Source organism: Mucilaginibacter achroorhodeus, assembly GCF_007846095.1.
GTDB lineage: Bacteria > Bacteroidota > Bacteroidia > Sphingobacteriales > Sphingobacteriaceae > Mucilaginibacter > Mucilaginibacter achroorhodeus.
The window spans coordinates 203,820-229,382 of sequence record NZ_VOEI01000004.1 but is presented as its reverse complement, the minus strand read 5'-3'; the positions used below and the strand labels follow the sequence as shown (position 1 = coordinate 229,382).

Genomic DNA, 25,563 nt, shown 5'->3' with positions numbered 1-25,563 from the left:
TTTTATGAAAAAGACAGTTTTTTTAACCGCATTAATTGCGGTGACGGGGATCTTTTTCCCTTTACTTTCCCACGCCGAGGGGCTTGCAGAAAATATCGAAGGTTTGCAGGGTACCTTGAATAATGTCTATAATGACATGCTTCCCATGTGCAGCGATTTGATCGGTGTGGGCCGTGCCATCGCAGGCTTTGGTGCGCTGTGGTACATCGGAAGCCGGGTCTGGCGGCAGATCGCATCAGCAGAGCCCATCGATTTTTACCCGCTAATGCGGCCATTTGCCCTTGGACTGGCGATCTTATTGTTTCCCACGGTCATCGCGATTATTAATGGTATCATGCAGCCAACCGTTAATGCTACTGGCGGCATGGTGCAGAATTCAGATGCTGCGATAGCGGCTTTACTAAAAGCCAAACAGGAAGCCGTTGAAAAAACCGACACTTGGCAAATGTATGTCGGGACCGATGGAGACGGCGACCGGGATAAGTGGTATAAATATACTCACCCTGACGATCCTACCGGTGCCAACGAAGGTGTTTTAGCAAGCGTAGGTAACGACATGAAGTTTGCGATGGCGAAAGCATCCTATAACTTTCGGAATACGGTGAAGCAATGGATGTCCGAGGTATTACAGGTACTCTATCAAGCTGCGGCACTATGTATTAATACGATACGAACCTTCTACCTGATCATCCTGGCCATACTGGGGCCGATTGTTTTTGGCCTGGCCGTATTTGATGGCTTTCAAAGTACACTCACGGTTTGGCTGGCAAAGTATATAAACGTTTTTCTGTGGTTGCCCGTAGCCAACATATTCGGCGCAATCATTGGCAAAGTCCAGGAAAATATGCTAAAGCTCGATATTTCTCAGGTTAAATCTGCCGGTGACACTTTCTTCAGTTCGACAGATACCGCTTACCTCATCTTCCTAATCATTGGGATCATCGGTTATTTCACTGTGCCAAGTGTCGCTAATTATATCGTTAATGCGGGTGGTGGACATGGGCTTTTGCAGAAGGTGAATGCGCTGGTCATCAGCAGTTCCAATACGACGATGGCCGCTGGTTCCCAGACCGGCGAACGATTGGTGAACGGCACAGTGAATCTGAGTAATGCGCCGGGGGACTTTATGACTGGCTGGAACAGTGCCGGTCAGGAAAATAAATCGCAGCCATCTAATCATCAGGCAGCCAGAATTACTGGTCAATAAACTTTCACTCAAATACCGAATGCCATGTTTACTCATCTTAAAAATATCGAGACCGCCTTTCGGCATGTAAAGCTATTCAGTTATTTTCTGATAGCCGCCTGTACAATCATTTCCTGCTTTGCACTCTATAAGAGTTATCAGGCCGCAGATCTGGCCAGCAGGCACATTTACATTCTAGCCAATGGTAAGGCGATGGAAGCTTTTGCAGCAGACAGAAAGGACAACATACCCGTTGAGGCCAGAGATCATATCAAGATGTTTCATCATTACTTTTTTACCCTTGACCCTGACGAAAAGGTGATCAACGCCAATATCGGGAAAGCATTATACCTGGCTGACGAAAGTGCCCGTAATCAGTATAACGACCTCAAGGAAAAAAGTTATTATAACAACCTGATTTCCGGTAATATCAGCCAGCAGGTCGTGGTAGACAGTATACAATTGGATATTAATCAATATCCGTATTACTTTAAATGTTTCGCGACGCAGAAACTGATCAGGGCTACTTCTACGGTCAACCGCAGTCTGATCACACAAGGTTATCTGCGTAATGTGTCAAGATCTGACAATAATCCACATGGTTTCCTGATTCAGCATTGGGAAACTGTTGCGAACCGCGATACGACAATTCAACATTAACCATCATGAAAACAGCCGGCAACCATAATGGTCATTCACATGCTATGACTGATCAAATAGCAAAATATCTATCCAAGCTGATCCTAAATGCTCAGGCAAGATTGGCAGCAGGATGTTCAAAGCAGTTCAATGCTTACAGCGTCCGCAAGCAGAAATTCCTGTTTATCTTCTTTGGATTGTTAGCAGCAGTTGTGTTGATCGCGGGACTATTTGCAGGCACTTATCCTATTCCAGCTATACACCAAACCTACAAGCCTGCAACCCATATCGGCATGGCATCCGATATCAACAGGCCCGAAAACGTGGATATACCATTAACAGATTCTTCAAATAAAATCATTAAACCATGGAAGCAACACTAAAAAAAGGCAATATGCCCGTACACGCTCCTGAATTTCTGAAGGAGCGCAAATTCTTAATCATGATCCCTGTTCTGATCTTTCCTTTTCTGACAATGGCCTTTTGGGCATTAGGTGGCGGACGAAATAGTAACTACCCTGGTAGTGTTCAGGCAACCGTGAAGGGTTTAAACACTACCTTACCCCAGGCACAGTTTAAAAATGAATCCGATCAGGATAAAATGGGTGTTTATCAAACTACCCTGAAGGATTCAAATGCAAGAACCACTGAAACTGAAGGAGTAAGTAAAAACTTCATTAGCGCTATGGGTTTCGGCGAACAGTCGGCGACAGAAAGCGCAGCAGGATCCTCTTCCTCCTTGTCAGCAAACCTGACCACAAGCAATCCTAACGAAGCTAAGATCCAGGCCAAGTTAGCCCAGATCGATCGCCAGCTCAATCAACCTTCTACGCCTGTACAAACAAGCGGATATGAACCGCAGGTGAATTCAGGTACAGAAGTCAAGAGACTACAAATGATGATGGCGGCGATGAACAGCGGCAGTGGAGAAGACCCGGAAATGAAGCAGCTGAGCCGGATGCTCCAGCAGATCAATGATATCCAAAATCCGGGAAACGCAGACCAGGTGCTGCGTGCCAGATCATTGAAGAACCGCAATCGGGTTTATGCAGTAACTGCCGCAAATGATGACGGTGATGACTACGGCGATGGTTCAACTGTAAGTTATGCCAGTAACCGATCAGCTGACCGCCCGAATGCGGAAGGTAACACCATTCAGGCGGTTATTCACGAGGACCAAACGTTGGTCAGCGGAGCGGTCGTCAAGCTGCGTTTGGTCGACGGCATTTATGTAAAAGGCAAAATGATACCGAAAGGCAGCTTTGTTTATGGCACTTGCGCTTTAAATAACGAACGTCTGGATATCAAAATATCAAGCATCCGCTATCTGAATAACATACTGCCTGTAGCACTGACGGTATATGATTTAGATGGTCTGGAAGGCTTATATGTTCCGGGTTCCATCAGCCGGGATGCAGCAAAGAACGGTGTGAGCAACGCGGTAAGTTCAATGCAGCTCATGACGATGGACCAGTCATTAGGCGCACAAGCCGCTGGTGCCGGTATAGAGGCAGCCAAAGGACTATTTGGAAAGAAAGTAAAACAGATCAAGATCAAAGTCAAAGCAGGTTACGAGGTTTTGCTGAAAGACAATAATGATCGTGATAACTAAGGAGGTGTTATGAAAACGTTCAAAATGTTATTAATTCTTGTGCTGGCGGTAAAACAATCATTTGCACAGGATACGGCTTATATAAGTCGGGACAAAGCTACTGCATTGTTCTTCCCTGCAACAGTAAAAATCATCAATAACCCGAATAGTGATTTTGTGGTTATTGATAAAGGTAACGGTATTGTAACGATCAAAGCGTTGTCCGCCCATATTCGACCCCAAACATTAAGTATTCAGGAGGAAGCTACCAAAAGAATCTATAAAATTCCTGTCGCCTATTCTTATGGAAGAGCCGGTCGCCGTATAGCTTATGGAACTGTATTTGCAGGATCAGTGCCTAACAACCGTCCCGAACGGGAAGAACAAGTCATTGCGCAGCAATTAGCTTCAGGCAAGCGCGCTGATATTGCCACGCATGAAAAAACTGGCGGTGTAAAAGCATGGATCAATAAAATATCTCTTGCTGCCGGTCGCATCTATCTCCGATTGGACCTTCGAAACCGTTCGAATCTGCCTTATGGGATCGATTTTGTACGTTTTTATATCCGTGACCGTAAAACGGTAGACCGGACGGCGACGCACGAACAGGAGATCGTACCACTCTATAGCACCTTTCGCAGCCGCACAGTCATATCAAAAGATCAGGAAGTCGCCAAAGTATTCGCCTTTAAGCGCTTTTCTCTTTCCAATGACGAGGCGCTGTTCGTTGAAGTCTATGAACGATCAGGTAACCGGCATCTCTACCTGCAAATTAAACAAGACGACTTAGACGATATCAAGGTACTTCCTGCACCAAGGTACACGCCACAAACGCTGGCAGCTAATTGATAATTCATCCATTTATTCATTTAATTCATTCAGTCATGAATACACAAAATGCAGAATTCTTAAAAAAGAGCCTTTTGAACTTAGGCTTTGGGGAAAAACTAAATGCCGAACTTGACCGGGAGATCGAAGCAAAAACGCCGGAATTCAAGTTAGGCTTAAGCCACGAGTTCAATCAGAAAACAGTTGATTACACGCTGCACTTTAAGGCAGGTGATAATCAGGATATGTATTTTTTTAACAAATATGATGCGAACATCCGCCATGAAAACGATCCTGAAAAAGATGTCAGCCAAACCTTTTACATCAACAAAGGTAATGGTGTGACCGCTAAAGAGGCTTTCAACTTAATGGAGGGACGTTCTGTACATAAGCAGCTCACCAATCTTGAAAATCAGAAGTATCAGGCCTGGCTTACGCTGGATGACCAGAATTTAACAGACAGCGGCAACAAAAAGATCAAGCACTACCACGAAAACTATGGGTATGACATAGAAAAAGTGATCGCAGGCAAAGGTATTAAGGAGTTGGAAGACCCTAAATTAAAAGACGATCTGTTTCGATCTTTGAAAAAAGGCAATGCTCAGCAAATCACTGTCGCTCATGCGGACGGTAATAAAAAATATTTTATCGCAGCGAACCCGCAGTTTAAAACTGTGGACCTGTTTGACCATCAGATGAAAAAGATCAAACGCGAAGAACTGTTAGGAACCGGTACGAAAACGGCGAAAAGCTTAAAATCTCCTTCACAGTCGCAGGAGGAATCGCCAAAAAAAAAGCAGTCGCGTAAGAGCAAAATGAGTGTTTAACAAATTAGGCAACAGGCCTCTTTGGCCTGTTGCTACTTAACTTTAAGTGCGATTCCATGAAAACATTAGATGAGGCCCAAAACGTGTTATTAAACGTATCAGACGAGCAGTGGCTGAAACTGATTGAAATGCTTACTTATGGCGTGTTAGAACTAAATGCCCGCACATTGCAGAAAACGGAGATCATGTACAGTGTTGGACATTACCCTGCCATGCATTTTCGACTAACAACCATTCTGAATGATCCTAACGACCGTAATGATCAGCCGCAGGTTTCCGGATTTCGCTTTGCCTTCGACCAGGATATTGATGATGACGTATATATTGAACCCCTTAGTTCAGACGGCTTTTGGGATGACTATTTGGAAAAAATGGGCATTACCCATGTTTTCACCAGTAATGAAGTCGGTATCAGGAAACTTTATCGCTTCATTAACGAAGAACTGCACTTATGGGATGACAGGCTTTTTGCAAAAGTTGAAAGACCTGTAGATGATACCTGGCGAACATTGTTCGACCTTAATTCGCCTCCTGGTCAATAAAATGCTTATTGTATAAATTGATGATGTCACGCTTCAGTTCCAAAGGGAGGTCGTATCCCTCTTTCCATATGAGCTTTCCTGTAATAAGTTCTCCCGGACCTGCTTGCACAATATCACAGCCTTCTAATACGTCTTCGATAGCGTGAAGATCGAGATAGGGTTCATACCTGATTTCCATGGCCTTTAGTTCAGGGTCGGCTACGAGACTGAACATTCTTTCGCGGTAAGGTTTGACTTGCTGTGCTGTCATAATGTTATCATTCAATTTTGCCCTTAAGTATTTCTACCTTTTCCTGTTCGCTTGCTAATAAGCGCTCATAAAGCTTTTTATTTTCTTCGATTACCTCAAGCCATTTTTCAATTGGGTTGAAATTGAGCGCGCAATTGTTATTAATTGCTGAAGCATTATCTTTAAAGTCGGTGAAAGTGTTAGCTATGATATTAACAGCTTTATCTTCATCTAAGTTTTTGATGGCTTCAACCGGAACTTTAAGTATGGCAGCTACCTGGGCGAGTAGATCTTCCTCAATCAATTCTTTAGCCTCCAATAAGGACACTCTTTTTTGGCTCCAATCATCCCCTAAGGCTAAAGCTAATGCCTCCTGCTTTAAACCAAGCATTTCGCGAAACCGCTTCACATTTCGGCCTTGGTGAATGTTTTTTATCGAATCGGTAGTTGAGCTCATGCTGAAAAGGGTTGTTTAAGCAAATGTAGAAATTTTTGAAGTTTCAAGTTACCTGTTTTTAGGCACTTAAACAAGCATAAATTATGCTGTCTTGCGACTTGGTTAGAAAGCTGTAGAATAGGTTAGAAATGGCCTCATCCGGTTTTTTGTCTTGCTGGCAACAATGCGGCATTACGATCATGACCATGTATTTAGGCAACATTGCACCCTGGGAACAGTACCCCAAACATCTGCGCTTTAGCGAGATCATGAACCCTTTGAAAGTAGTCATTGATTTTTTCAGTTCGGGATGGCCGAAGGATCACCGGGAAGATCTGAAAGAATGGCGGTACTATGTATTAAATGACAAGTTTTACAAAGACCGGCATGGCCCCGGACACATATTGTTCATTTATGACCAGACCGTTGAGCTGATCGAAGCCTTGCATTTATTACTACTCAAAAACTTCGACAGGTGGCCACGCTTGCAGGACGTGACCGAAGAGCAGATCGAACAGGAAAAAAAGGACTGGGTATATTTTCCAAAGAATCTTCCCGCGAAGGAACTGGCTAACCCCTATAAGGCAATAAAGAAATGTTTCAAAAAGATCAGCCCGCAGGATTACCGCGACTACTTGCACGAATGGCTGCACAGCGCGCTGTATAAAAGTGCTGCTGACGAAACACTCATTGCTGGGGAGATCATTGATGTATATGATAATATACGTAAACTTTATTCCGCAGCATGGCTCATCCACCAGCGTGAGACGGAAGAAACGATTACGCATAAAGGTTGGGGCAGAAAGCGGAATGCGTCGGAAACAGAAAGCATTAATGATAAAATAGCACCATTAAAAGACCTTGATCCGGTATTAAATCAAGCTGAAAAGTCAGGTGTTGAGGAAGTAAAGAACCTGATTGTTGAGCGTATACCATCAGTTCGCATGATCTACCTGATGGGTACACATCCCAATCCATTTACGTATTACTTATTAATACTGATAGACGACAAGGAGAAAACGCCTGAACACGAGATTGCCAACAAAATTGAGGATGGCTGTCGTCACCTGGCATCCGTTTTTACCTTTGTACATAAACTGGCCAGTGCCAAAGATGCGTTGGCAAACGATAAGCGTTTTTGGCACAACACACTCTTTAAAAGTATTAATGTTTATAAAGCTCCTGATGTTGAGCTAACAGGTGCGCATTCCATTGATAATAGTGTGTGGCTGGAAAGAGCCGAGCACGACTGGAACAGATGGGGTGTTCAAGGCAAAGCGTTCATGAAAGGCGCTCTTCGCTACATTGAAGACAACAATTTTTCTCTAGCTCTTTTTTCCCTTCACCAGGCTGCTGAAAGCAGTTTGATTGCTATTATTAGGGCTGTATTAGGTTACCGCTTATCTGTGCATAATTTGTCGAGAAAGATCAGGATAACGTTGTTGTTTACCGAAGAAATTAAGCGGGTTTTGCAGTTAGACACGACGGAAGGCGTTCAGCTATTTAATTTGCTGCAATCAGGATATTCGGAAGCACGATATAAAAGCCAGTTTAATCCCGATGAAAAATCTGTAAAGCGCTTAAAAGATAAAGTTGAACTGCTGATAGCTAAGATTGAGCAAATTTATCAGCAGTTTATTAAAGAAAAATCCGCTCCACTAAGTACCGGCCAGTAGTAGCGGCAGGCGGCTTGAGTTTCTCAGGCCGCCCTGCTTGCTGCTATGATATGCAATGACGTTTCCTGAGATTAGATGGCAAGGACGCTGCTTGATCAATTTACATCACTGCACTATCAATGTATAGCTAATGTGTATTAATTAATTATCTTGTTTGCTATAATAGATGTAACAATGAATTACAACGTGTCATTTGCAGAGATGAACCGGTTAGCTATGAAGATTAGAACCAGTCGACCTAAATTTTTTCTCGAAAGATATGCGAAAACAAGCCTTACGACTTGAAAGCACCCGTACCACTAAGATAAAGAAGCAGCCACCTTCTCGTTAACAGCTGAATCGTCGAATGTTAATTAGCACTGGATTGATTATTGCAAGTTTTTATTTTGTACGGAATTTTTCCGTATATTTGTTTAGAAAGGCAATATTATGGAACGAGTGATCAAAGCTGATAAGACAAGGTTCGATACCAAACTGACAACAGACCAAAAATCATTATTTGAACGGGCAGCTAAATTGGGCGGTTACCGTACGCTTACCGATTTTGTGGTGTCTACTGTTCAGGAAAAGGCAAAATTTATTGTGGAACAGCACGAAGCAGTTTTGGCTACAGAAAGGGACAAGAATGTTTTTTTCGAGGCGATCATGAATCCGCCGAAGCCAGGCAAACGCTTACAGCAGGCTGCTGAGCGCTACCGTGAATTCAATAATCAGTCAACGGAAGTTTAATGAATTATCCTATTGAACCGCTGCATTCAGGACTTAATAAAAAAGAGTTTACCTGCGGCAAGGAAATGCTGGATAATTACTTGCACAAACAGGCAAGCCAGGACATCAAACGACGTTTGAGTACGGTGTCTGTGATGCTGGATGGCGACCGCATCATCGGCTACTATACGCTATCAAGTACGAGCATACCACGCGAGCTGGTGCCGGAACAAGTGCAGAAGAAAATGCCGCCTTCTTACCATAACCTCCCTGCGATATTATTAGGAAGGCTGGCATTGGATCAAAACTATAAAGGGCAACGCCTTGGAGAATACCTTTTAATTGATGCGTTAAAGAAATGTTATAATGTCTCTTTAACTCACGTCGGGGCAATGGCTGTGATCGTTGATCCGCTTGACGCAGAAGCGGAAGCCTTTTATTTAAAATATGATTTTGTTAAACTGGACTCAGGCAAAATGTTTCTGACCATGCATACCATAGCTGCGCTGTTTGCAGAGTAAACCTGGTATTGGATTTTTTATGAGTAAACAGCGAGACATTATACAAGCGTATAATGAGGAATTATTCAGTTTATACAGAGCGCATGATCTCCAGTGCTTGACAGACAATAATTATACCTATCAGGGCGAAAATGTTATTGCTATCAACACCGACGCTGTAGTGATGGCTGCAAAGTCCGGTTTATATGACCGGCAAATTGAAGTCTATGACCACTTGCATTTGGATCGTGAAGTGAAAAACCCGAATCAAATGCAGATGGAATTATTTTCCGCAACTGCTGATCTGAAATACCGGCTAGGAACGCTTTATCTATATACACCATATATCACCGTGTTTGAGCACTCGTATAGTTATATAGATGGGAAGAAGTTTTATCATTATGATCAGAAACTGGAAGATGCCCGTTTCAACAGGGAGCTACCGGTTGCATTTGAATCCTTATATAAATTTTGGCAGCGTATCGCTGACTATATTACCAGCTTTTTTCCAGAACTGCTGATCGAGAAACGCGGCCAAATTTACTTTCATTCGCCATTACAGTATATACATGCTCATTTTCCGCAACTGGAAGCTTCAGCGCATTATCAATGGCTATGGAATTTTCAAGAAAACATATATCCTCAGTTTAACAAACACCGAAAGTTCTTCGTGCACCATGCTGGTTATGATAGTAATTATGTCATGAAGTTTTTAAACGCGCATCGCGAGGATGACCAGGCTATGGTTGCGTTAGATCGGGAACGCACATACTGGCTGCCTTACCTAAAAGAACAATTGGAGTTGTGTAACCAAGGCTATTTAGAGATGATGAAATTTCTAAATCAGATAGAGATAGCTAAAACCGAGGACGGCAGCTTTACTTATCAATTGCTTCAAAACGCACTCAATTGAAAGCTTGTTGGCTGTCCCTTCGGCCAGGCTTTTCACTATATCTTTTCCATGAAAAGGATGCCGTTGCAATCCCTGACAGGTTCACTCCTCCAATCTCCATTGCTTAAAATTCCGCTCCTGCATTTTTGCTGCGCTGCAAAAGCATCCGCTAATATGTTTTGACAGGCTAAGTTCTGCAAGCACATCATTCCGGACTTCACTCGTTTACCCGCTCCGTTACGCTTCGCCGGGAAAAGCTTCGCTTGCCTGCATTCCTGCCCTTGCTGATTCGATTTAAGGGACTTCTTTTAGCTGCTATTTTCCAACGAAAACGGACAAAAGCGGCGTCAATCTCGGTCAGCCTTCACGTACGAACGCATAATGTCCTCCGCTTTGCTTCGGCCACCCTCCGGGACTTATAGTTCTCCCGCTCTGGCTCACGACCGCTCTTTTGACTTTCTTTTTTACCGTTTTTTCTTTTGGAAAAATAGCTTTTTAAGGGAAGTCTTCGGGAAAAGAGGGAAATGAAAAACAAATTTTTTAACCCTTTAAAATCTTTTAAGATGAAAACAGCAGAAAAAAATGCGAACGGTGTACAAGGTGCAGCAGCAAAAGCAAACGAAGCGAACAGAACTCAAAACCGCCCGAGCCTCACCGGCAAAGAAGCTAAACAAGATGGAAACACAACCGATGAAAAACCCGCCCAGGGCTCGCAGGTTACAGAAGGTGCGCCTGCCGAGGTTAAGACCGATAGCACCGCTACAGTGGATCACCAACCCGTTAAGCCTGCAAACTTACCTGCCACCGAAGAAGTGAAAGCCGATGCACAGGCCGAACCCGTTAAGTCCGAGGAAGTAAAGTTTGAAGCTAAAAAGTTTGCGCTGAATTTAGAACAAACCTTAAAATCAGTAAACGATCTGCACCGCTTATCTATCCAGCGTTTAGCCCTGATAGCACGTATCAAGACCTTAGAAGATTTTGAAGTGCAACTACAGGAAGAGAACGACGAACTGGAAAGCAACCCGTACCAAGGCTGCAAACTCATTATTCAGGATGATAAACGCCGTGAATTCGTGACCAATACGCCGAACCTGATCCGCATGGTAGCGCAATTTATTTTTGATGCTTGCCACGAAAAACTGGCCGATATCGAGGCTAACATTGTCTTTCCGAACGCCTGAACAGGTATTGCTCCCGGCTTTTAGCTGGGGGCAATTTTAAGTTTCATCAAAACAGCAACTCCCATGTACGAGCAATTTATAGAACTGACCGACCAGCTATTTTGGGAAGGTTACGCCGAGCAGCTGGCGCAGGAGAACCCCGCACAGTTTCAAATGGAATTCAGCGACTTTTTGAACACCTATCAATATTAAGGCGATGGAAGACAAAATTTTCATACTGGTGAAAGTGGCCATACAAACCACGCACCCTAACATACACGACGCTATTGCAGAACTGCAAAACAGCGACGTTGCAATTACCAGCACCGACAATGTACAGGTGCTGCGTACCGAGATCATACCCATGAATACACGAACTCCTAAAAATTAAAGCTATGGCACATCAGATCAATTTCAATCAAAAAACAGGCAAACACAGTTTTATGAGTGTAAAGGAAAAGGCCTGGCACGGTTTAGGGCAGATCATTGACCGCTACCCGACCAGCAGCGAAGCAATACAGCATGCAGGTTTGGACTATATCGTAGAAAAACGCCCTTTGTTTACTTATGATACTGCCAACCATTTGGGTGAGGGCAGCGACGATATTTTGATACCCGAAGTAGAAGTACCTAATTTCTTTGCTACCGTACGGGCAGACACGGAGCAGGTTTTAGGCGTAGTCGGCAATGACTATGAAGTCGTGCAAAACCGTGATGCGTTTTCGTTTTTTGACGCGATTGTCGGCGGTGGCGAGGGCATCCTTTATGAAACGGCAGGTGCATTAGGCAACGGCGAACGGGTTTTTATTACCGCCAAGTTACCCGACTATATTCGTGTTGGCGTTAAGGACTGGATAGAGCAGTATTTGTTTCTAACCACTTCGCACGACGGTTTAGGTAGTATAACGGCAGCATTTACGCCAATCAGGATTGTATGTAACAACACGCTTAATGCAGCCATGCGTAATCATTCAGGAGCAATTAAGATACGGCATACCGCCTCCGCAGCTGAGCGGTTGAAGCAAGCGCATACGCTTATGGGTATAAGTAGAGAATTAAGCCACGAAATGGAAGGCTTGTTTAACCAGTGGGCAAAAGTCCGCATTACTGACAGGGAACTGAAAAAGCTGATACAGATCGCTATGGCACCCAACAAGGAAGTAGTAGAAAACTTGGCCGTAGGCAAATTGGACCAGCTTTCTACCCATTACACGAATATGGTAGACAGCGTTTATGAGTATGCTTTAGGCAGCCCGACCCAGCAGATCGAGACGACCGCAGGAACAGTGTTTGGCGCGTACAATGCCGTGACTGGTTACTTTCAAAACGTACGCAGCTTCAAAAACGACGAAGCAAAATTTAAGTCCATCATGGACGGCACGGCTAAACAAAGGGCGCAGGTTGCATTTAATTTGTGCAAGGAATTTGCAACTCATGGCGGTGAAGCTTTAAATTACAACTAAGTGAAGGGTAAGGGGGAGCGATCCCCCTTGTTTTTAAAAATTGCCGGACGGCGGGCTATCGCCCGCCCGTTTGAGGACGCCCCCTGTTTCCTGATTGTTGATGATTATGGTGAAAACAGGGGGCGGGGATTTATGATGATTTGTTGATCTCCTTTGCAGGAATTTCTACGGCATACCGCATGGACTCCGCATAAAATTTCTCTGTTCGCTCCCTGGGCTCACCCTTAACCAGAAATCTTCCATCTTTCAACATAAAGTGGAATTCAGCACCGTCGAAAATGAAGAGCTTAGTTTGCAGGAAGTTTTCTGCTTCTTCAAGATTATCAAAGTCCGTACGGCATACAAGAAAGCCGTCTGGAGAATGATAGAAGACTGAGTATATTGTTGGAGCCATACGTATAGGTTTTACGCTAAGATCGGATTTTTTGTTAGCTTGCCACAATCTTAGCCGAACTTACGGCTAATTGTGATAAGGTTTAGGTTGAAAGTCCCACGCAGCGAGTGCTGTGGGACTTTTATTATTTTTATGCAACCTTTAACCGCTGAGCTATGAATGACAACACGTTAATAAAAAACCATTTACTGATTATTCAGAAGCATTTTAAGAATTATAATTCTGTCCCTTCCCTTGACTTGAAGACCAATGTTTACCAATCTGTGCTTATAGCTTCATTTGCCAAGGCGTTGGAGTTTAATTTGTTTCTATATAAAAACAGGTCTGCTAAGAACAGTTTTTTTCACTCGCCTTTTCTTCGTGGCTTATGTGAAGATCTGATCACCCTAAAGTTTATCGGTAAGAACTTTTCCTATGATAAAGAACAGCTAATTGAGAGCTATATGTTTTACCTCTTGCTTCATTCGATGCTTGCTCAAAAATCTTTTCTGGATAAGGCGGTTCCCTTTCAGCAATTCCCCTTATTTAAAGATTTAGACACATTAATTGAGACCCGTGAGGCTGAACTGAAAAATCTTATGAAGAATAATGGTTTGAATAAAGAAAGGCTGTTCCCAAGTGTAGAGCACATGGCCATAGATGCACAATTAAAACATCTGTATGATTTCTTATATCATGCAACTTCCCGGATGGTTCATTTTAGTCCGAACATACTTTTACGAATGGGTTGGTATAAAAAAGACGGACCCACAGTCTTCTCTACCCACAATTTCCATAAATACTATGATCAATTCAATAAATTTTACGCTGCGTATTTATTATTAGAATTCTGTGATTCCTTTAAAAAGCAGATGAAGTTTAAAGAAGATATTTTAAAGGAATTTAAGCAAATCAAAAAAATTCTGCTTGCTGACGCATTCTATCCTGAACTCGTCACATTTGAGGAATTGAATATGAAACGGCCAAGCAACTTATTTATAAATTTTCTTACGGAATTGGCTAAGCAAAACCCTGATAGAGATGTGGCCAACGACTCTGAAATCAAAAGGGTTTTTGGTAAACTAAATATGTAGGGCAGAAAATTTTAAAAGAAAAAAGAGAAAAAGAAAGCAATTGTATTTGCCCAGCAAATCCAAAAGGAAACGGAATAAATCCCGGAGGGTGAAGCGAGAATTCCATAGCTTCATTATGCCGCAGTCTTTTGGCAATATTCCTTGTCCTAATAGTGATGGGCAAAAATTCACTTTTGTTTTTCGCTTTTGATCTTTACGACATTTAAAAAGGCTAATAAGCTTTTATTATTCTTTCTGCTAGTTCATCAGGCAACGGACTGTCAATAATTGCATTGGCCGCCTTTTCAATATCGTAATTAAAGCGGATAAAATCTACTGTAATATCAGTTCCAACGTTTAGTATAACATAACCGCCACGCGGGTCGCCGTCTTTGGGCTTACCGACAGAACCGGTGTTGATCACCTGCTTATCGCTGAAGTTGCGGTGATAGGGCAAATGTGAGTGAGCCACACAAAGGATATCGGCTTTAGCAGCATCCATCATTTGGATGACCTCATATTCGGGCATTTCTTCCAACACGTATTCGTCGATCTTGCGCGGGCTGCCGTGTACCAGCAGGATCTGAAAATCGGCATATTCCAAGCGGATGTGCGCAGGTAAGGTATCGAGATAAGCTCGGTTGTCGGCCGTCACCAGTTCGTAAGCATAGCCTTTGGTCTTTTCATCATGGTTGCCTTTCAGCGTCGCGATACCGCGTTTTCGAATTTCGGCAATGATCTCATTCGGCCAAATATTATAGCCGATTAGGTCGCCCAGGCAATACACCACAGCTGGCTTTTGTTCGTCCAAACTAGCCAGCAACGCCTCAAAGGCAGGCAAGTTGGCGTGTACATCGGAAAAAAGTGCTATTCTCATCAGCCGTTCCTTAACATGTTTGCGTATTCATTCGGCAGCGGGCTGTCTTCAACGGCTTTAGCCGCCTTTTCAATGTTATAATCAAAACGGATAAACTCTGCTTTGATGCTGTCCTTATCGGTTTTAGAACTATTCTCTGCAATGTGCAACAACACATAACCGCCTCTTGGGTCTTTGTCTTTTGGTTTACCGACTGAACCAATATTGATGGCATGGTAGAACTGCTCATTCGCAGACAGCACACGGTGATACGGCTGGTGCGTATGGCCAAAACATAATACATCTGCATCCGCTTGTTCCATGATGCGCAGCATACTTTTTTCTTCCCTATCCTCAAACAGGTACTCATTCACCTTGCGCGGGCTGCCATGGACCAACAGCACATTTAACTTATCGTTGTTTAATTGGTATTCCAGGCGGATATGTGCCGGTAAGGTCCTCAGGTAAGCCCGCTGCTCATCTTTTATGATCTCATTGGTATAGCTGATGGATATTTTACCCATCGCTTTTTCTTCATCGGTCTTATAAGCGCAGCCGCAATCGTCGCTATGACGGCCAATACCAAAGTCATAGTTACCGGTAATGCAGGGAATGCCGCGTTTTCGAATCTCATCGATCACTTCATTCGGCCAGATGTTATAGCCTACCAGGTCGCCGAGGCAATAGATGGCATCAGGGTTACGGGTTTCCACATCGGCAAAGAAAGCTTCCAATGCAGGCAGGTTGGCGTGGATATCAGAGAATAAGGCGATTTTCATATTCAGGTAGTTGGTACGGTAGTTTTATTAGCGTAATATTTTTTGCGGAACCAAAAAGCGAGATTGACCAGCGCGATCAGCGCAGGCACTTCCACCAGCGGGCCGATCACCCCGGCAAAGGCTTCACCGGAATTGATGCCGAATACCCCGATAGCGACTGCAATGGCCAGTTCAAAGTTATTACCGGTAGCAGTAAAGGCGATTGAGGTGCTGCGTGAATAGTCCGCACCAAATGACTTACCGATAAAGAAGCTGGCAATAAACATGATGGTAAAATAGATCACCAATGGTATCGCGATACGTACCACGTCAAAGGGTATCTGTACGATTAGGTTGCCTTTCAGACTGAACATGACTATGATGGTAAACAGCAGCGCGATGAGCGTAATGGGCGAAATGAAAGGCACGTATTTGGTATTGAACCATGTTTCGCCCTTCAGTTTAATGAGCGCATAGCGGCTGATGACACCTGCGGCGAATGGGATGCCTAAATAGATACCCACAGATTTGGCAATCTCCCCGATGGTAATATTGACCGCCAATCCTTTCATGCCGAACAAGGGCGGCAGGAAAGTAATAAACACATAAGCATAAACACTGTATAATAATACCTGGAAGATGCTGTTCAGGGCAATTAGTCCGGCTGCATATTCGCGGTTGCCTTCAGCTAGTTCATTCCAAACCACCACCATCGCAATACAGCGGGCAAGACCGATCAGTATCAATCCGACCATATAATCCGGGTGGTCACGCAGCAAGGTAATTGCCAGGATGAACATCAGTATAGGCCCGATAATCCAGTTGAGCACCAGCGAGGCGCTCAATACCCTGGTATTGCGGAACACTTCGCCCATATTCTCATATTTTACTTTAGCCAGCGGCGGGTACATCATTAATATCAAGCCGATAGCTAACGGGATATTTGTCGTGCCATTTGAAAAAGAGTTTATAAAGGTAGCGGTCGAAGGAATATAATAACCCAGGGCCACGCCGATAGCCATCGCCAGGAAGATCCATAATGTCAGGTAACGGTCGATAAAGCCTAATCGCTTTCTATCATGCGCCGGTGCGCAATCGTTTGCACTCATAAGTTTTGTTTATGGTTGATATTTAGTTCAAATGTTGTTGAGCGAAGTTCTTTGCATAGAACTTGATCAGCTCTCGCACCCGGCGAAACTCGTTCATGACTGCTTCTGGTGTCCCCGTGGTTTTGGCCGGATCAGGAAAATTCTCATGATACCGCTCCACCTTGCCGGGAAAAAACGGGCAGGCTTCGTTAGCATTGTCACATACCGTGATTACGTGATCAAACCGTATGGCATTATACTCGTCAATATGATTGGAAGTGTGTTTAGAGATATCAATGTGATCTTCAGCCATTACGGCAATGGCTTTAGGATTCACGCCGTGGGTTTCGATACCGGCGCTGTAGATCGTCGCTCGGTCACCTGCGAATTGACGGAGGTAACCTTCAGCAATCTGGCTACGGCAACTGTTTCCCGTACATAGAACTAGTATATTCTTCATTTTATAAATTGAATTGTCTTTTCTTGCGGTTTTTAATCAATTCCAACTGAATTACTCCTTTTTTCAAGGATGTATACGTCCCGCCACACGCCATACTGCTTTGCGACCCTTTCACGATATCCGATAATGCGGAATCCCAGTTTCTCGTGAAGCTTAACGCTCGCCTCATTCTCAGGAAATATACCGGCTTGCAGCGTCCACAGGTTCGCCTTCTCACTTTCTATGATCAGGTGTTGTAAAAGTGCCTGGCCAACCTTTTGCCCGCGAAAAGTTTCGCTCACGTAAATGCTGACTTCTGCAACTCCGGCATAAACGCAACGATTGGATACAGGGGATAATGCAACCCACCCAGCTACTTTACCCGCGTCGGTTATAGCTATAAAACGCAGGTCAGCTAAATGGCTTTTGTTCCAGTCTTCCCATTCAGGAGCTTCAGTTTGAAAGGTCGCCTGACCGGTAGCGATGCCCTCCAAATAAATTTTTCTAACATCCGGCCAATACGCAGGTTGTAAGGCAATAATGTTCATCGTTACATCCTGATTAAGTTAGCAACAACCAGAGCCAGGAGCGCAACTTGGTGCTTCAGCAACCAAATTTTTCAGCTGAATTTTCGGTTTCACTTCCACGGCAGGCGTGCAGCACTCTTCTCCTTTTTCGTTAGTGCCACAACTTCCGCCACGAGTGATCGCCTTGCATTGAACCGCATCCGGACGGAGATCCACGATCAAATTTTCACCGTCTATTCTTAATTCTTTTGGCAGCATCTGACGAGTATCAAACTGCGCGTTTCCAAATTCAATCTTTACTATGGCATTAGGGTTAAGCGGAAGCGCTTTCTCTACGAGGTCTACTATAGACAATGCCTTGCGCACTTTCATTGACCGTAATTGATGTTCTTCCTCCGGAACCCATAATTGGACGATCACTTCAGTCCAGGCATTCATGACACCGCCACAATCGACAGAGGTAATCGGAGCTTGTTTAATTTCAGTGATATGGTAAGAGGCTTCTACCCATGTGTTTTCTGCATATTGAAATTGCAGGTCTAATGTTGGACTAGCCTGTAATTGTTCTTTGAAGGATTGCCATTTTAAAGTTTCCATAATTCGGATATTAAATTGTTTATTGCAATATTGCGATGATTAAGTATAAATTTTTTTAACAACAGGATGTTGGAACTTTATAAAGGTTGAAAAAGTTGTTAAGCTGATCTTGTAGCAACGTCCATGCTTTAGGCTCAATACAATAGCAAATACTTACACCCTCTATGGTGCCTTGAATCAGCCCAGCATTTTTTAATTCCTTCAAATGCTGTGAGATGGTTGGTTGGGCTAATCCCAACTCATCTACCAAGTCACCGCAGATACAAGCATTTGCACTAATAATATGTTGAAGAATGGCGATACGTGCAGGGTGCGCTATAGCCTTCAGCATCACAGCCAACCTGTTCTGTTCTTCGGTGAATATTTCTGTTTTTGTTAAGCCCATACTTAATATTGCAATATTACGATTAATAAGTTATATATCCAAATTAAATCTTATTTCAGTTTCTTAAACCTTTATGACAATTTATTACGTAATTTATATATGCGTTTGAAACTCTCGTTAAGATATACTTTAATCTTGTTTTTTGTTTTTACTGGGGTATCGGTCAGTGCGCAAACCCAAAAAGTTAAAGCCACAGATTATATCAAGATGTCACAAAATTTTCTATATGCTGCCAAAACAGGAGATAGTACCGCAGCATTTATTGATACTTTAAAAAACTCAGATCCAAATATTTTAGCGGAGCAGTTGGATAATGACCATAAAAAACTGGCATTTTGGTTAAACCTGTATAACGGTTTTACACAAGTAATCTTAAAGAAGGATCCTGATCAGTATAAAACGCGCGGTTCTTTTTTTTCCAGTAAACAAATCTATATCGCCGGTCAGGAATTGAGCCTTGACCTGATCGAGCATGGGATATTACGCCATAGCAAAGTAAAATGGAGCGAGGGCTACCTGGGTAAACTTTTCCCTTCGGGTTTTGAAAAAAAGTTTCGGGTAGCAAAACTGGATTACCGCATTCATTTCGCTTTAAATTGTGGGGCTAAAAGCTGTCCGCCCATCGCTTTTTATGAGCCGGAACAAATTGACAAACAACTGAACGTCGCGGTTAAAACCTATTTAAAGGGCGAGGTAACTTATAGTAAATCGGCTAATACCGTGGAGGTGCCTGCATTGATGGGCTGGTTCCGTCATGATTTTGGCGGAAAAAAAGGTATGCTGGAGATTTTAATCAATAATAAGATCATCCCGGAAGGAACTAAACCAAGAATCCATTTTAAAAAGTACGACTGGAGTTTATATTTGAATAATTACAAATCTGAAAACAATGGCTGATCATTATTACAACGCTGAAGACCTCGGCAAATTTGGAAATATAGGGGATTATCAGAAAGAAATGGCCGACAAATTCTTTTCCTATTATGGGGAAGTATTTAAAGACGGCGCATTAACTGCTAAAGAAAAATCGTTGATCGCTTTGGCGGTAGCCCATGCCGTTCAATGTCCCTATTGTATTGACTCTTACAGCAGCGATGCCTATGAGAAGGGTTTTAGCGAAGCGCAAATGATGGAAGCGGTGCATGTAGCCTCGGCCATTAAGGGAGGCGCAGTACTGGTACACGGTGTACAGATGATGAACAAAGTGAAAGAAATCAGCATGTAATGATCAAATCCTTAAAAGTCCTGCAAAACCCATTAGCTAATAGTTCTTATCAGCTGGATATTCTGGAACATAGCCCCACGCATAAGCATACTTCGTTCAAAGATAAAGTTGCTGCAACCGGTATGTTCCCACTGTTAGCCGGTGGTGTAGATATTTTCCAGGTGAACATGGGTAAGATGTGTAACCAGGTATGCAAGCACTGCCATGTGGATGCCGGGCCAGACCGCAAGGAAATCATGACGCGGGAGACGATGCAACTTTGTTTAAATGTGTTAGCTAATTCGCGTATTAAAATTGTTGACCTTACAGGCGGCGCCCCCGAATTAAATCCTGATTTCAGGTGGTTTGTGGAGCAGATCAAAGCATTAGGGAAGCATATCATTGTGCGGTGTAACCTGACGATCATCTTAGCGAATAAGCGTTTTCATGACTTGCCTGAATTTTTCAAACTGCACCGGATAGAAGTAGTTTCCTCTTTACCCAGTTTCACGCAAGACAGGACGGATAAGCAACGCGGCGACGGCGTTTTTGAAGATTCCATTAAAGCACTTCAGATGCTGAATGCGGTTGGGTACGGCATGGCTGATACCGGGCTAACCCTAAATTTGGTTTATAACCCGGCAGGTGCCTTTCTGCCACCATCGCAGGATGCGCTTGAAAAAGAGTATAAGTTCGAACTGATGAAAAAATACAACATTAGTTTCAATAGCCTTTTTGCCATAACCAATATGCCCATCAGCAGGTATCTGGATTACTTGTTGACGACCAGTAATTACGATAAATACATGGATAAGCTTATTGCGGCATTTAATCCCGCGGCAGTAGCCAATGTGATGTGCCGCAATACCATTTCGGTAGGCTGGGATGGCTTTTTATATGACTGTGATTTTAATCAGATGCTTGACTTGAAAGTTACCCCTGCCACGTCACAGCACCTCGCAGATTTTGATTTGAGATTATTACAAAACCGTGAGATCATTTTGAAACAACACTGCTACGGTTGTACGGCGGGGGCAGGTTCGAGTTGTGGAGGTGCAGTCGCCGAATAAATATTGACCGAATGAAAAAATACCTGGCCGAGTTCATAGGCACATATATTATGGTCTTTTGCGGCACAGGTGCGGTCGTTATTGATGAACAGGTACATACTATCACGCATTTAGGAGTTGCAGTTACCTTTGGCCTGGTTGTAATGAGCATGATCTACGCATTAGGTAGCGTTTCGGGTGCGCATATGAACCCGGCGGTAAGCATTGCGTTTACGCTGGCCAAACGCTTTCCGGCTAAATGTCTTATTCCTTATATTATTAGTCAGCTTACGGGGGCAACATTTGCCAGTTTAACCTTGAAATTTCTTTTCCCACATAATAAAGATCTGGGCTGGACCGTGCCTTCCGGCTCAAATGCACAGTCTTTTATTTTGGAACTCATACTTACCTTGATTCTAATGCTGGTAATTATCAACGTAGCCACAGGAAGTAAAGAGCAGGGTATGTTTGCAGGACTTGCCATTGGCGGTGTGGTTTTGTTCGAGGCGCTTTTCGCGGGGCCTATTTGCGGCGCATCTATGAATCCTGCCCGTTCTTTTGGCCCTGCGCTAATCACTGGGAATTTAAGCACCTTATGGATTTATATATTAGCGCCCGTTTCAGGAGCCGCACTCGCTGTGTTATGCTGGCGTTATTTTTTTAAACAACCCACCGAACTTAAAACGACAGCATGATTACCGATTTTAACAACGTAATGAGGACAGCACTAATTATATTTGTCAGACACCCGGAGTTAGGAAAAGTTAAAACCCGTTTGGCAAAAGGGATAGGAAATGAAAAAGCGTTGTCTGTTTACAATTTATTATTAGGCCATACCCGGCAGATCACGATTCCATTAAACTGCCGGAAATTTATATATTACACAGATCAGGTTATCGAACACGATATCTGGACTTTCCCCGGCTATACGAAAAGGCAGCAGTTTGGAGAGGACTTAGGCGCAAGGATGTCCAACGCTTTTAAAGAATTGTTTGAACAAGGTTTTAAACGGGTAATGATCATCGGCAGCGATTGCTACCAGTTACAAACATACACATTAAAGAAAGGGATAGACGCGCTGAATGATCACGATGTGGTTGTTGGGCCTACTTTTGATGGCGGCTATTATCTATTGGGTTGCAACCATTACATTCCTGAATTGTTCACGGATAAGGACTGGAGTACGGCTCAGGTCGCTACCCAGACGATTTCGACAATAAGCCAATTGAAACTAAACCATAGCTTACTTGAAAAATTGCATGATGTTGACGAAACTGCCGATCTGGAATTGAACGGAATAAGCATTTAACGGTAGTTTAGCATTTCTTTATATTTTGATACCATGCTTTCCTGGCTTGCTCCATTTTGATACATTTTGACGATAGTGTAGTTAGCTTTTTGAACCGTAAGCCAGCCATTGGTATCATACTTTCGCGCGGAAATCAATACGGGCTTCTTGATAATTTTGTAATTACCCTGCTTGCGAGCGCGGGCGCAAAACTCAAATTCTTCCATAATTTTCATGGTCCCGTCAAAACCGCCAGTCTGTTGAAACAGATCTTTAGTGATGAACAATGTTTGATCGCCACCCATACCGCCGAACGTATCCAGTCGGCTCAGCATAGCATTTAACTTGAGCAGCCAGCTTTTGCTATCATAAGTAGAAAGATACCTGCCCAGATCATATCCGGCTTTTATGGCGTTCGTAATGTCTGTTACGTAAGTCTCTGGCGGTAAGGTGTCTGCGTGAACGAAGTAAAGCAAGTCCCCATTAGCCAGTGAAGCGCCAAAATTCATTTGTGTTGCACGGCCTTTTTGAGGGCTGATAACGCCTTTTGCGCCGGAACTATTTGCCACTAACAAAGTATGATCACTGCTGCCGCCATCGACAACTATGATCTCTGCCAAAATACCTTTACCAAAGCGCGTTAGGTAATCCACCAGTTTGCCGATATGTTCAGCTTCATTGAAAACAGGAATGATAATGCTTATATTCATCGTTTAATTTACGCATCTAATTGGTTAAAATGTACGTATATCAATCAGTGCCCGTTAAAGTTAATTAAAGTCATGACAAATAAAATTTCCTATACGATTGCCTTTAGCTTGCTATTATCAGTAAGTTTAAAAGCCCAACAGGTTAAACTCATTTCGGTTTCCCAATTAGAAAGCCGCATGAAACAGGGGAAAGACACCACTTACGTGGTCAACTTTTGGGCAACATGGTGCAAACCATGCGTAAAAGAACTGCCCGAGTTTGAAAAATTTAAGGCATCGGTAAAGGGCAAGCCTGTTAAAGTGATCCTAATCAGCACAGACTCGAAATCTAAACTGGAAAGCGGCGTGCAACCCTTTGTTAAAACGCATCAATTAACCGGCGAAATTTACCTGCTGAACGAAGCACCAAATTCATATAATGAAAAAATAAGCCCTGACTGGTCCGGCGCATTACCAGGAACCCTAATTGTAAAGAACGGCAAAAAATGGTTTCACGAAGGGGCTTATACTTACGATGAATTGGCTACGGCTGTTAAACAGGCTGATTAAGCCAGTCGAGCGTTTTGCTTACTCCTTCACGTAAGGGCATTATCGTATAGCCTATTTCCTGTTCTGCTTTTTGAGAGCTGACGATCCAGTGTTTGTTGTATTTGCGTACAAATGGGGGTGTGATCATTGGTTGTTTTCCAAATAATTGAGCCATCACCACTTGTACGCGAGAGAGAAAAAGCATCACCGGCAAAGGAACATTGTACATTTTTCTTTTTACCCCGGTTAATTCATCTACCAGGCTGAAAAAGTCATTGTATGAAGCGTTAACGCCACCCAATAAATATCGCTCACCGGGTTTTGCTTTTTCCATCGCGGCTATCAGCCCGTTTATCGTATCATCTATGTAAACGTAATTGCCGATACTTTTGCCGTTGCAGGGTTTGATCTTCCATTGTCCGTTAATATACATCTTCATCAAACGGGTAAAGCCATTACTTTCGGTTAATATGCCTGGGCCATAAACCCTGCTGGGATTAACAATCACACCCCTGATACCTTTGGGTATATAGCTTTTCAAAAGCATTTCGGCTTGTACCTTGCTTTGCTCATATAGGGTTTCCAGTTTTGGGTTAGCGTTCGTGCCTTCACACACTGGATTGCCATCTACGGAATCTCCTACAACTCCGGCAGTTGAGGTGAATAAAACGTCTTTGATGCCTGATGCCAGGCAAACGTCCAAAACATTTCGCAGCCCGCTCACATTGATCATGTGGAAGCTTTGCGGGTCTTTATGCCATACGGAGGCCAACGCAGCGAGATGGTAAACCTGTTGGCAACCCTTCATGGCAGTTAACAGGGATGGCGGATTTAAAATGTCACCCGCAAATAGCGTTATATTGGGGTCCTTCAACAACGACCTGCCTTTCTCCTTATCACGTACCAGGGCATGTATAGTGTGCCCGTCGGCAGCCAGCCGTGAAGCCAGTTTCTGTCCGATATAACCAGTAGCACCTGTGATAAATATCTTCATTATCAGTTTAAATTAGCAACAACCACCGCCGTCATAAAACCAGGTAGAGTTTGATATAAAAATGTCTTCACGATTTAACGCTGCCAGGTTTCCCGCCGTTTTGTCGCACACTGCCAAAGGTTGATTAGGCATTAGAATATGTCCTTTTTCATCATCGAAATATTCCTTTTCGCCATAATAAATAGCGGCTTTGCCGGTGAACACGCATGGGCCGTCAGCAGGCATAGGGTCTTTAATAGCGCAAACTTCTACGCTCTCAATATAAAGTAACTCGTCCGTAGGATATTGTCCGGGAGCCAAAATACGGTAAGGCCTTTTAGCCCTTATCTCAATAGTACCGAAGCCAATATCGGTGATACTTTTAATATAATCACTTAATGATAGGGAGCCGGTCAGGCATAAGGCTCTTAACCTGTCATCACTGCGTAGGGCCTCGTTCATCGGCTGTTCGCAAACCGGATCAGACATCACCAAACGTCCGCCGGGCTTTAATACGCGGTATATTTCGGTTAAGGCTTGTTTTAAATCGTTTTCCTTAAAAATATTAAACAGGCAATTTTGCCCTGCTACATCGATGGAATTGTCTCCAACTGGCAAGTGAAGTGCCGAACCTTTGCGCAGATCAATAAATTCTTTCTTGAACCAAGGGTTCAACTGTTCAGCTTCGATCAGATTGGCAGCGCAGCTTTCCAGCATTTCCTCAACAATATCCACACCGATCACACCCTGTGGGTTTCTGTTGAAATAAGAAAACTGCAACAGTTCCATACCACCTCCAACACCTACGTAAAGAATCTTTGGTTCATTAGCCAGGTCATTAGCACTTACAATCGAGCCACAGCCATAATTCATTTCCTGCATGATCTTGGGTATTTTCAATCCCGGGAACGAATTTAAGGGGGTGGTCGTACAGCAAAGGCCAACATCGGGCTTTAAAGCCGCATCGCGATATACATTTACAGTTTCTTCAAGATAATTATCCATAGTTATTTGGTTATAGAAAATATACGTTATTTG

35 protein-coding genes are annotated in these 25,563 nt (G+C 43.4%); 22 read left to right on the top strand and 13 right to left on the bottom strand.

The features are described from left to right. Positions 1-4: 4 nt before the first annotated feature. From traJ to FPZ42_RS12780, 7 genes are read left to right on the top strand one after another with little or no spacing between them, the layout of a single operon-like run. Positions 5-1,207 carry a conjugative transposon protein TraJ gene (traJ, locus tag FPZ42_RS12810; RefSeq protein WP_146271996.1) on the top strand — a complete coding sequence of 401 codons (1,203 nt, stop codon included), beginning with the start codon at positions 5-7 and terminating at the stop codon, positions 1,205-1,207. A gap of 24 nt (positions 1,208-1,231) precedes the next feature. Next, positions 1,232-1,846, top strand: coding sequence for a conjugative transposon protein TraK (traK, locus tag FPZ42_RS12805; RefSeq protein WP_146271994.1), 615 nt, complete (start codon positions 1,232-1,234; stop codon positions 1,844-1,846). A 5-nt stretch (positions 1,847-1,851) separates the two neighbouring features. Continuing rightward, complete coding sequence (locus FPZ42_RS12800) at positions 1,852-2,208, top strand: hypothetical protein (protein WP_146271992.1); 357 nt, start codon at positions 1,852-1,854, stop codon at positions 2,206-2,208. Then, on the top strand, positions 2,193-3,437 hold the full coding sequence (traM, locus tag FPZ42_RS12795) for a conjugative transposon protein TraM (protein WP_146271990.1): 1,245 nt from the start codon (positions 2,193-2,195) through the stop codon (positions 3,435-3,437). The genes FPZ42_RS12800 and traM overlap by 16 nt, the downstream gene beginning before the upstream one ends. A 9-nt stretch (positions 3,438-3,446) precedes the next feature. Further along, on the top strand, positions 3,447-4,265 hold the full coding sequence (locus FPZ42_RS12790) for a DUF4138 domain-containing protein (protein ID WP_146271988.1): 819 nt from the start codon (positions 3,447-3,449) through the stop codon (positions 4,263-4,265). Positions 4,266-4,300: 35 nt separating this feature from the next. Continuing rightward, positions 4,301-5,071 carry a hypothetical protein gene (locus tag FPZ42_RS12785; RefSeq protein WP_146271986.1) on the top strand — a complete coding sequence of 257 codons (771 nt, stop codon included), beginning with the start codon at positions 4,301-4,303 and terminating at the stop codon, positions 5,069-5,071. Positions 5,072-5,127: 56 nt separating this feature from the next. Continuing rightward, on the top strand, positions 5,128-5,613 hold the full coding sequence (locus FPZ42_RS12780; protein ID WP_146271984.1) for a hypothetical protein: 486 nt from the start codon (positions 5,128-5,130) through the stop codon (positions 5,611-5,613). Here FPZ42_RS12780 and FPZ42_RS12775 read toward each other — a convergent pair. Beyond that, positions 5,591-5,827, bottom strand: coding sequence for a hypothetical protein (locus FPZ42_RS12775; protein WP_146271982.1), 237 nt, complete (start codon positions 5,825-5,827; stop codon positions 5,591-5,593). The two genes, FPZ42_RS12780 and FPZ42_RS12775, sit on opposite strands and share 23 nt — an antisense overlap. Positions 5,828-5,870: 43 nt before the next feature. After that, positions 5,871-6,299 (bottom strand): helix-turn-helix transcriptional regulator, encoded by a 429-nt coding sequence (locus FPZ42_RS12770; protein ID WP_146271980.1) that lies wholly within the window; start codon positions 6,297-6,299, stop codon positions 5,871-5,873. 179 nt (positions 6,300-6,478) lie between these two features. Between FPZ42_RS12770 and FPZ42_RS12765 the strand changes: the two genes are divergently transcribed. The 8 genes from FPZ42_RS12765 to FPZ42_RS12740 all read left to right on the top strand — a co-directional run bounded on the left by FPZ42_RS12765 (position 6,479) and on the right by FPZ42_RS12740 (position 12,677). Next, the gene (locus tag FPZ42_RS12765; RefSeq protein ID WP_186458761.1) at positions 6,479-7,954 is read left to right on the top strand and encodes a HEPN domain-containing protein; all 1,476 of its coding nucleotides are present in this window, start codon (positions 6,479-6,481) and stop codon (positions 7,952-7,954) included. Between the two features lie 429 nt (positions 7,955-8,383). Next, positions 8,384-8,683, top strand: coding sequence for a type II toxin-antitoxin system TacA family antitoxin (locus tag FPZ42_RS12760; RefSeq protein ID WP_146271976.1), 300 nt, complete (start codon positions 8,384-8,386; stop codon positions 8,681-8,683). Beyond that, positions 8,683-9,183, top strand: a complete 501-nt coding sequence (locus FPZ42_RS12755; protein WP_146271974.1) for a GNAT family N-acetyltransferase — start codon at positions 8,683-8,685, stop codon at positions 9,181-9,183. The genes FPZ42_RS12760 and FPZ42_RS12755 overlap by 1 nt, the downstream gene beginning before the upstream one ends. Before the next feature lie 19 nt (positions 9,184-9,202). Beyond that, positions 9,203-10,075, top strand: coding sequence for a hypothetical protein (locus FPZ42_RS12750; RefSeq protein WP_146271972.1), 873 nt, complete (start codon positions 9,203-9,205; stop codon positions 10,073-10,075). 542 nt (positions 10,076-10,617) lie between these two features. Next, positions 10,618-11,235 carry a hypothetical protein gene (locus tag FPZ42_RS12745; RefSeq protein WP_146271970.1) on the top strand — a complete coding sequence of 206 codons (618 nt, stop codon included), beginning with the start codon at positions 10,618-10,620 and terminating at the stop codon, positions 11,233-11,235. A gap of 63 nt (positions 11,236-11,298) precedes the next feature. Beyond that, a complete protein-coding gene (locus FPZ42_RS19395; protein WP_261381133.1) occupies positions 11,299-11,427 on the top strand; it encodes a hypothetical protein in 129 nt (42 codons plus the stop codon). Between the two features lie 4 nt (positions 11,428-11,431). Further along, a complete protein-coding gene (locus FPZ42_RS19195; RefSeq protein ID WP_186458760.1) occupies positions 11,432-11,605 on the top strand; it encodes a hypothetical protein in 174 nt (57 codons plus the stop codon). 4 nt (positions 11,606-11,609) lie between these two features. Continuing rightward, on the top strand, positions 11,610-12,677 hold the full coding sequence (locus tag FPZ42_RS12740) for a DUF932 domain-containing protein (RefSeq protein ID WP_146271968.1): 1,068 nt from the start codon (positions 11,610-11,612) through the stop codon (positions 12,675-12,677). A 130-nt stretch (positions 12,678-12,807) separates the two neighbouring features. On the opposite strand, the gene FPZ42_RS12735 is transcribed toward FPZ42_RS12740, so the two are convergent. Next, entirely contained in the window at positions 12,808-13,071 is a 264-nt protein-coding gene (locus tag FPZ42_RS12735; protein ID WP_146271966.1) for a hypothetical protein, read from the bottom strand. A 155-nt stretch (positions 13,072-13,226) separates the two neighbouring features. On the opposite strand from FPZ42_RS12735, the gene FPZ42_RS12730 reads away from it, so the two are divergent. Continuing rightward, positions 13,227-14,144, top strand: a complete 918-nt coding sequence (locus FPZ42_RS12730; protein WP_146271964.1) for a DUF5677 domain-containing protein — start codon at positions 13,227-13,229, stop codon at positions 14,142-14,144. Between the two features lie 211 nt (positions 14,145-14,355). Here FPZ42_RS12730 and FPZ42_RS12725 read toward each other — a convergent pair whose 3' ends face one another. From FPZ42_RS12725 to FPZ42_RS12695, 7 genes are read right to left on the bottom strand one after another with little or no spacing between them, the layout of a single operon-like run. Further along, entirely contained in the window at positions 14,356-15,000 is a 645-nt protein-coding gene (locus FPZ42_RS12725) for a metallophosphoesterase family protein (protein ID WP_146271962.1), read from the bottom strand. Beyond that, on the bottom strand, positions 15,000-15,758 hold the full coding sequence (locus FPZ42_RS12720) for a metallophosphoesterase family protein (protein ID WP_146271960.1): 759 nt from the start codon (positions 15,756-15,758) through the stop codon (positions 15,000-15,002). The genes FPZ42_RS12725 and FPZ42_RS12720 overlap by 1 nt, the downstream gene beginning before the upstream one ends. 2 nt (positions 15,759-15,760) lie before the next feature. Continuing rightward, complete coding sequence (gene arsB / locus FPZ42_RS12715; protein ID WP_146271958.1) at positions 15,761-16,846, bottom strand: ACR3 family arsenite efflux transporter; 1,086 nt, start codon at positions 16,844-16,846, stop codon at positions 15,761-15,763. Between the two features lie 22 nt (positions 16,847-16,868). Next, complete coding sequence (locus FPZ42_RS12710; RefSeq protein WP_146271956.1) at positions 16,869-17,285, bottom strand: arsenate reductase ArsC; 417 nt, start codon at positions 17,283-17,285, stop codon at positions 16,869-16,871. A gap of 32 nt (positions 17,286-17,317) precedes the next feature. Next, positions 17,318-17,812, bottom strand: coding sequence for a GNAT family N-acetyltransferase (locus tag FPZ42_RS12705; protein ID WP_146271954.1), 495 nt, complete (start codon positions 17,810-17,812; stop codon positions 17,318-17,320). 18 nt (positions 17,813-17,830) lie between these two features. Then, positions 17,831-18,388: a DUF6428 family protein gene (locus FPZ42_RS12700; RefSeq protein ID WP_146271952.1), complete on the bottom strand. Its 558-nt coding sequence runs from the start codon at positions 18,386-18,388 to the stop codon at positions 17,831-17,833. Positions 18,389-18,443: 55 nt separating this feature from the next. Further along, a complete protein-coding gene (locus FPZ42_RS12695; RefSeq protein ID WP_146271950.1) occupies positions 18,444-18,773 on the bottom strand; it encodes an ArsR/SmtB family transcription factor in 330 nt (109 codons plus the stop codon). A 207-nt stretch (positions 18,774-18,980) separates the two neighbouring features. On the opposite strand from FPZ42_RS12695, the gene FPZ42_RS12690 reads away from it, so the two are divergent. From FPZ42_RS12690 to FPZ42_RS12670, 5 genes are read left to right on the top strand one after another with little or no spacing between them, the layout of a single operon-like run. Continuing rightward, the gene (locus tag FPZ42_RS12690) at positions 18,981-19,670 is read left to right on the top strand and encodes a DUF547 domain-containing protein (RefSeq protein ID WP_186458759.1); all 690 of its coding nucleotides are present in this window, start codon (positions 18,981-18,983) and stop codon (positions 19,668-19,670) included. Continuing rightward, a complete protein-coding gene (locus tag FPZ42_RS12685) occupies positions 19,663-19,998 on the top strand; it encodes an arsenosugar biosynthesis-associated peroxidase-like protein (RefSeq protein ID WP_146271946.1) in 336 nt (111 codons plus the stop codon). The genes FPZ42_RS12690 and FPZ42_RS12685 overlap by 8 nt, the downstream gene beginning before the upstream one ends. Further along, the gene (gene arsS / locus FPZ42_RS12680) at positions 19,998-21,047 is read left to right on the top strand and encodes an arsenosugar biosynthesis radical SAM (seleno)protein ArsS (RefSeq protein ID WP_261381132.1); all 1,050 of its coding nucleotides are present in this window, start codon (positions 19,998-20,000) and stop codon (positions 21,045-21,047) included. Before FPZ42_RS12685 ends, arsS begins: the two co-directional genes overlap by 1 nt. Positions 21,048-21,058: 11 nt before the next feature. Further along, on the top strand, positions 21,059-21,721 hold the full coding sequence (locus FPZ42_RS12675) for an aquaporin (RefSeq protein WP_186458758.1): 663 nt from the start codon (positions 21,059-21,061) through the stop codon (positions 21,719-21,721). Next, positions 21,718-22,335, top strand: coding sequence for a TIGR04282 family arsenosugar biosynthesis glycosyltransferase (locus FPZ42_RS12670; protein ID WP_222431579.1), 618 nt, complete (start codon positions 21,718-21,720; stop codon positions 22,333-22,335). Before FPZ42_RS12675 ends, FPZ42_RS12670 begins: the two co-directional genes overlap by 4 nt. Here FPZ42_RS12670 and FPZ42_RS12665 read toward each other — a convergent pair. After that, complete coding sequence (locus FPZ42_RS12665) at positions 22,332-23,024, bottom strand: TIGR04283 family arsenosugar biosynthesis glycosyltransferase (RefSeq protein WP_146271942.1); 693 nt, start codon at positions 23,022-23,024, stop codon at positions 22,332-22,334. The two genes, FPZ42_RS12670 and FPZ42_RS12665, sit on opposite strands and share 4 nt — an antisense overlap. A gap of 72 nt (positions 23,025-23,096) precedes the next feature. Between FPZ42_RS12665 and FPZ42_RS12660 the strand changes: the two genes are divergently transcribed. Continuing rightward, positions 23,097-23,573, top strand: a complete 477-nt coding sequence (locus FPZ42_RS12660) for a TlpA disulfide reductase family protein (protein WP_146271940.1) — start codon at positions 23,097-23,099, stop codon at positions 23,571-23,573. Here FPZ42_RS12660 and FPZ42_RS12655 read toward each other — a convergent pair. Continuing rightward, on the bottom strand, positions 23,557-24,546 hold the full coding sequence (locus FPZ42_RS12655) for an NAD-dependent epimerase/dehydratase family protein (RefSeq protein ID WP_146271938.1): 990 nt from the start codon (positions 24,544-24,546) through the stop codon (positions 23,557-23,559). The genes FPZ42_RS12660 and FPZ42_RS12655 overlap by 17 nt on opposite strands. A 12-nt stretch (positions 24,547-24,558) precedes the next feature. Then, a complete protein-coding gene (arsM, locus tag FPZ42_RS12650; protein ID WP_146271936.1) occupies positions 24,559-25,530 on the bottom strand; it encodes an arsenosugar biosynthesis arsenite methyltransferase ArsM in 972 nt (323 codons plus the stop codon). Positions 25,531-25,563 lie beyond the last annotated feature (33 nt).

Bases quoted from the DNA above. Each gene is read 5' to 3' on its own strand.
- traJ (WP_146271996.1), top strand. From the start codon at position 5: ATGAAAAAGACAGTTTTTTTAACCGCATTAATTGCGGTGACGGGGATC.
- traK (WP_146271994.1), top strand. From the start codon at position 1,232: ATGTTTACTCATCTTAAAAATATCGAGACCGCCTTTCGGCATGTAAAG.
- FPZ42_RS12800 (WP_146271992.1), top strand. From the start codon at position 1,852: ATGAAAACAGCCGGCAACCATAATGGTCATTCACATGCTATGACTGAT.
- traM (WP_146271990.1), top strand. From the start codon at position 2,193: ATGGAAGCAACACTAAAAAAAGGCAATATGCCCGTACACGCTCCTGAA.
- FPZ42_RS12790 (WP_146271988.1), top strand. From the start codon at position 3,447: ATGAAAACGTTCAAAATGTTATTAATTCTTGTGCTGGCGGTAAAACAA.
- FPZ42_RS12785 (WP_146271986.1), top strand. From the start codon at position 4,301: ATGAATACACAAAATGCAGAATTCTTAAAAAAGAGCCTTTTGAACTTA.
- FPZ42_RS12780 (WP_146271984.1), top strand. From the start codon at position 5,128: ATGAAAACATTAGATGAGGCCCAAAACGTGTTATTAAACGTATCAGAC.
- FPZ42_RS12775 (WP_146271982.1), bottom strand. From the start codon at position 5,827: ATGTTCAGTCTCGTAGCCGACCCTGAACTAAAGGCCATGGAAATCAGG.
- FPZ42_RS12770 (WP_146271980.1), bottom strand. From the start codon at position 6,299: ATGAGCTCAACTACCGATTCGATAAAAAACATTCACCAAGGCCGAAAT.
- FPZ42_RS12765 (WP_186458761.1), top strand. From the start codon at position 6,479: ATGACCATGTATTTAGGCAACATTGCACCCTGGGAACAGTACCCCAAA.
- FPZ42_RS12760 (WP_146271976.1), top strand. From the start codon at position 8,384: ATGGAACGAGTGATCAAAGCTGATAAGACAAGGTTCGATACCAAACTG.
- FPZ42_RS12755 (WP_146271974.1), top strand. From the start codon at position 8,683: ATGAATTATCCTATTGAACCGCTGCATTCAGGACTTAATAAAAAAGAG.
- FPZ42_RS12750 (WP_146271972.1), top strand. From the start codon at position 9,203: ATGAGTAAACAGCGAGACATTATACAAGCGTATAATGAGGAATTATTC.
- FPZ42_RS12745 (WP_146271970.1), top strand. From the start codon at position 10,618: ATGAAAACAGCAGAAAAAAATGCGAACGGTGTACAAGGTGCAGCAGCA.
- FPZ42_RS19395 (WP_261381133.1), top strand. From the start codon at position 11,299: ATGTACGAGCAATTTATAGAACTGACCGACCAGCTATTTTGGGAAGGT.
- FPZ42_RS19195 (WP_186458760.1), top strand. From the start codon at position 11,432: ATGGAAGACAAAATTTTCATACTGGTGAAAGTGGCCATACAAACCACG.
- FPZ42_RS12740 (WP_146271968.1), top strand. From the start codon at position 11,610: ATGGCACATCAGATCAATTTCAATCAAAAAACAGGCAAACACAGTTTT.
- FPZ42_RS12735 (WP_146271966.1), bottom strand. From the start codon at position 13,071: ATGGCTCCAACAATATACTCAGTCTTCTATCATTCTCCAGACGGCTTT.
- FPZ42_RS12730 (WP_146271964.1), top strand. From the start codon at position 13,227: ATGAATGACAACACGTTAATAAAAAACCATTTACTGATTATTCAGAAG.
- FPZ42_RS12725 (WP_146271962.1), bottom strand. From the start codon at position 15,000: ATGAGAATAGCACTTTTTTCCGATGTACACGCCAACTTGCCTGCCTTT.
- FPZ42_RS12720 (WP_146271960.1), bottom strand. From the start codon at position 15,758: ATGAAAATCGCCTTATTCTCTGATATCCACGCCAACCTGCCTGCATTG.
- arsB (WP_146271958.1), bottom strand. From the start codon at position 16,846: ATGAGTGCAAACGATTGCGCACCGGCGCATGATAGAAAGCGATTAGGC.
- FPZ42_RS12710 (WP_146271956.1), bottom strand. From the start codon at position 17,285: ATGAAGAATATACTAGTTCTATGTACGGGAAACAGTTGCCGTAGCCAG.
- FPZ42_RS12705 (WP_146271954.1), bottom strand. From the start codon at position 17,812: ATGAACATTATTGCCTTACAACCTGCGTATTGGCCGGATGTTAGAAAA.
- FPZ42_RS12700 (WP_146271952.1), bottom strand. From the start codon at position 18,388: ATGGAAACTTTAAAATGGCAATCCTTCAAAGAACAATTACAGGCTAGT.
- FPZ42_RS12695 (WP_146271950.1), bottom strand. From the start codon at position 18,773: ATGGGCTTAACAAAAACAGAAATATTCACCGAAGAACAGAACAGGTTG.
- FPZ42_RS12690 (WP_186458759.1), top strand. From the start codon at position 18,981: ATGTCACAAAATTTTCTATATGCTGCCAAAACAGGAGATAGTACCGCA.
- FPZ42_RS12685 (WP_146271946.1), top strand. From the start codon at position 19,663: ATGGCTGATCATTATTACAACGCTGAAGACCTCGGCAAATTTGGAAAT.
- arsS (WP_261381132.1), top strand. From the start codon at position 19,998: ATGATCAAATCCTTAAAAGTCCTGCAAAACCCATTAGCTAATAGTTCT.
- FPZ42_RS12675 (WP_186458758.1), top strand. From the start codon at position 21,059: ATGAAAAAATACCTGGCCGAGTTCATAGGCACATATATTATGGTCTTT.
- FPZ42_RS12670 (WP_222431579.1), top strand. From the start codon at position 21,718: ATGATTACCGATTTTAACAACGTAATGAGGACAGCACTAATTATATTT.
- FPZ42_RS12665 (WP_146271942.1), bottom strand. From the start codon at position 23,024: ATGAATATAAGCATTATCATTCCTGTTTTCAATGAAGCTGAACATATC.
- FPZ42_RS12660 (WP_146271940.1), top strand. From the start codon at position 23,097: ATGACAAATAAAATTTCCTATACGATTGCCTTTAGCTTGCTATTATCA.
- FPZ42_RS12655 (WP_146271938.1), bottom strand. From the start codon at position 24,546: ATGAAGATATTTATCACAGGTGCTACTGGTTATATCGGACAGAAACTG.
- arsM (WP_146271936.1), bottom strand. From the start codon at position 25,530: ATGGATAATTATCTTGAAGAAACTGTAAATGTATATCGCGATGCGGCT.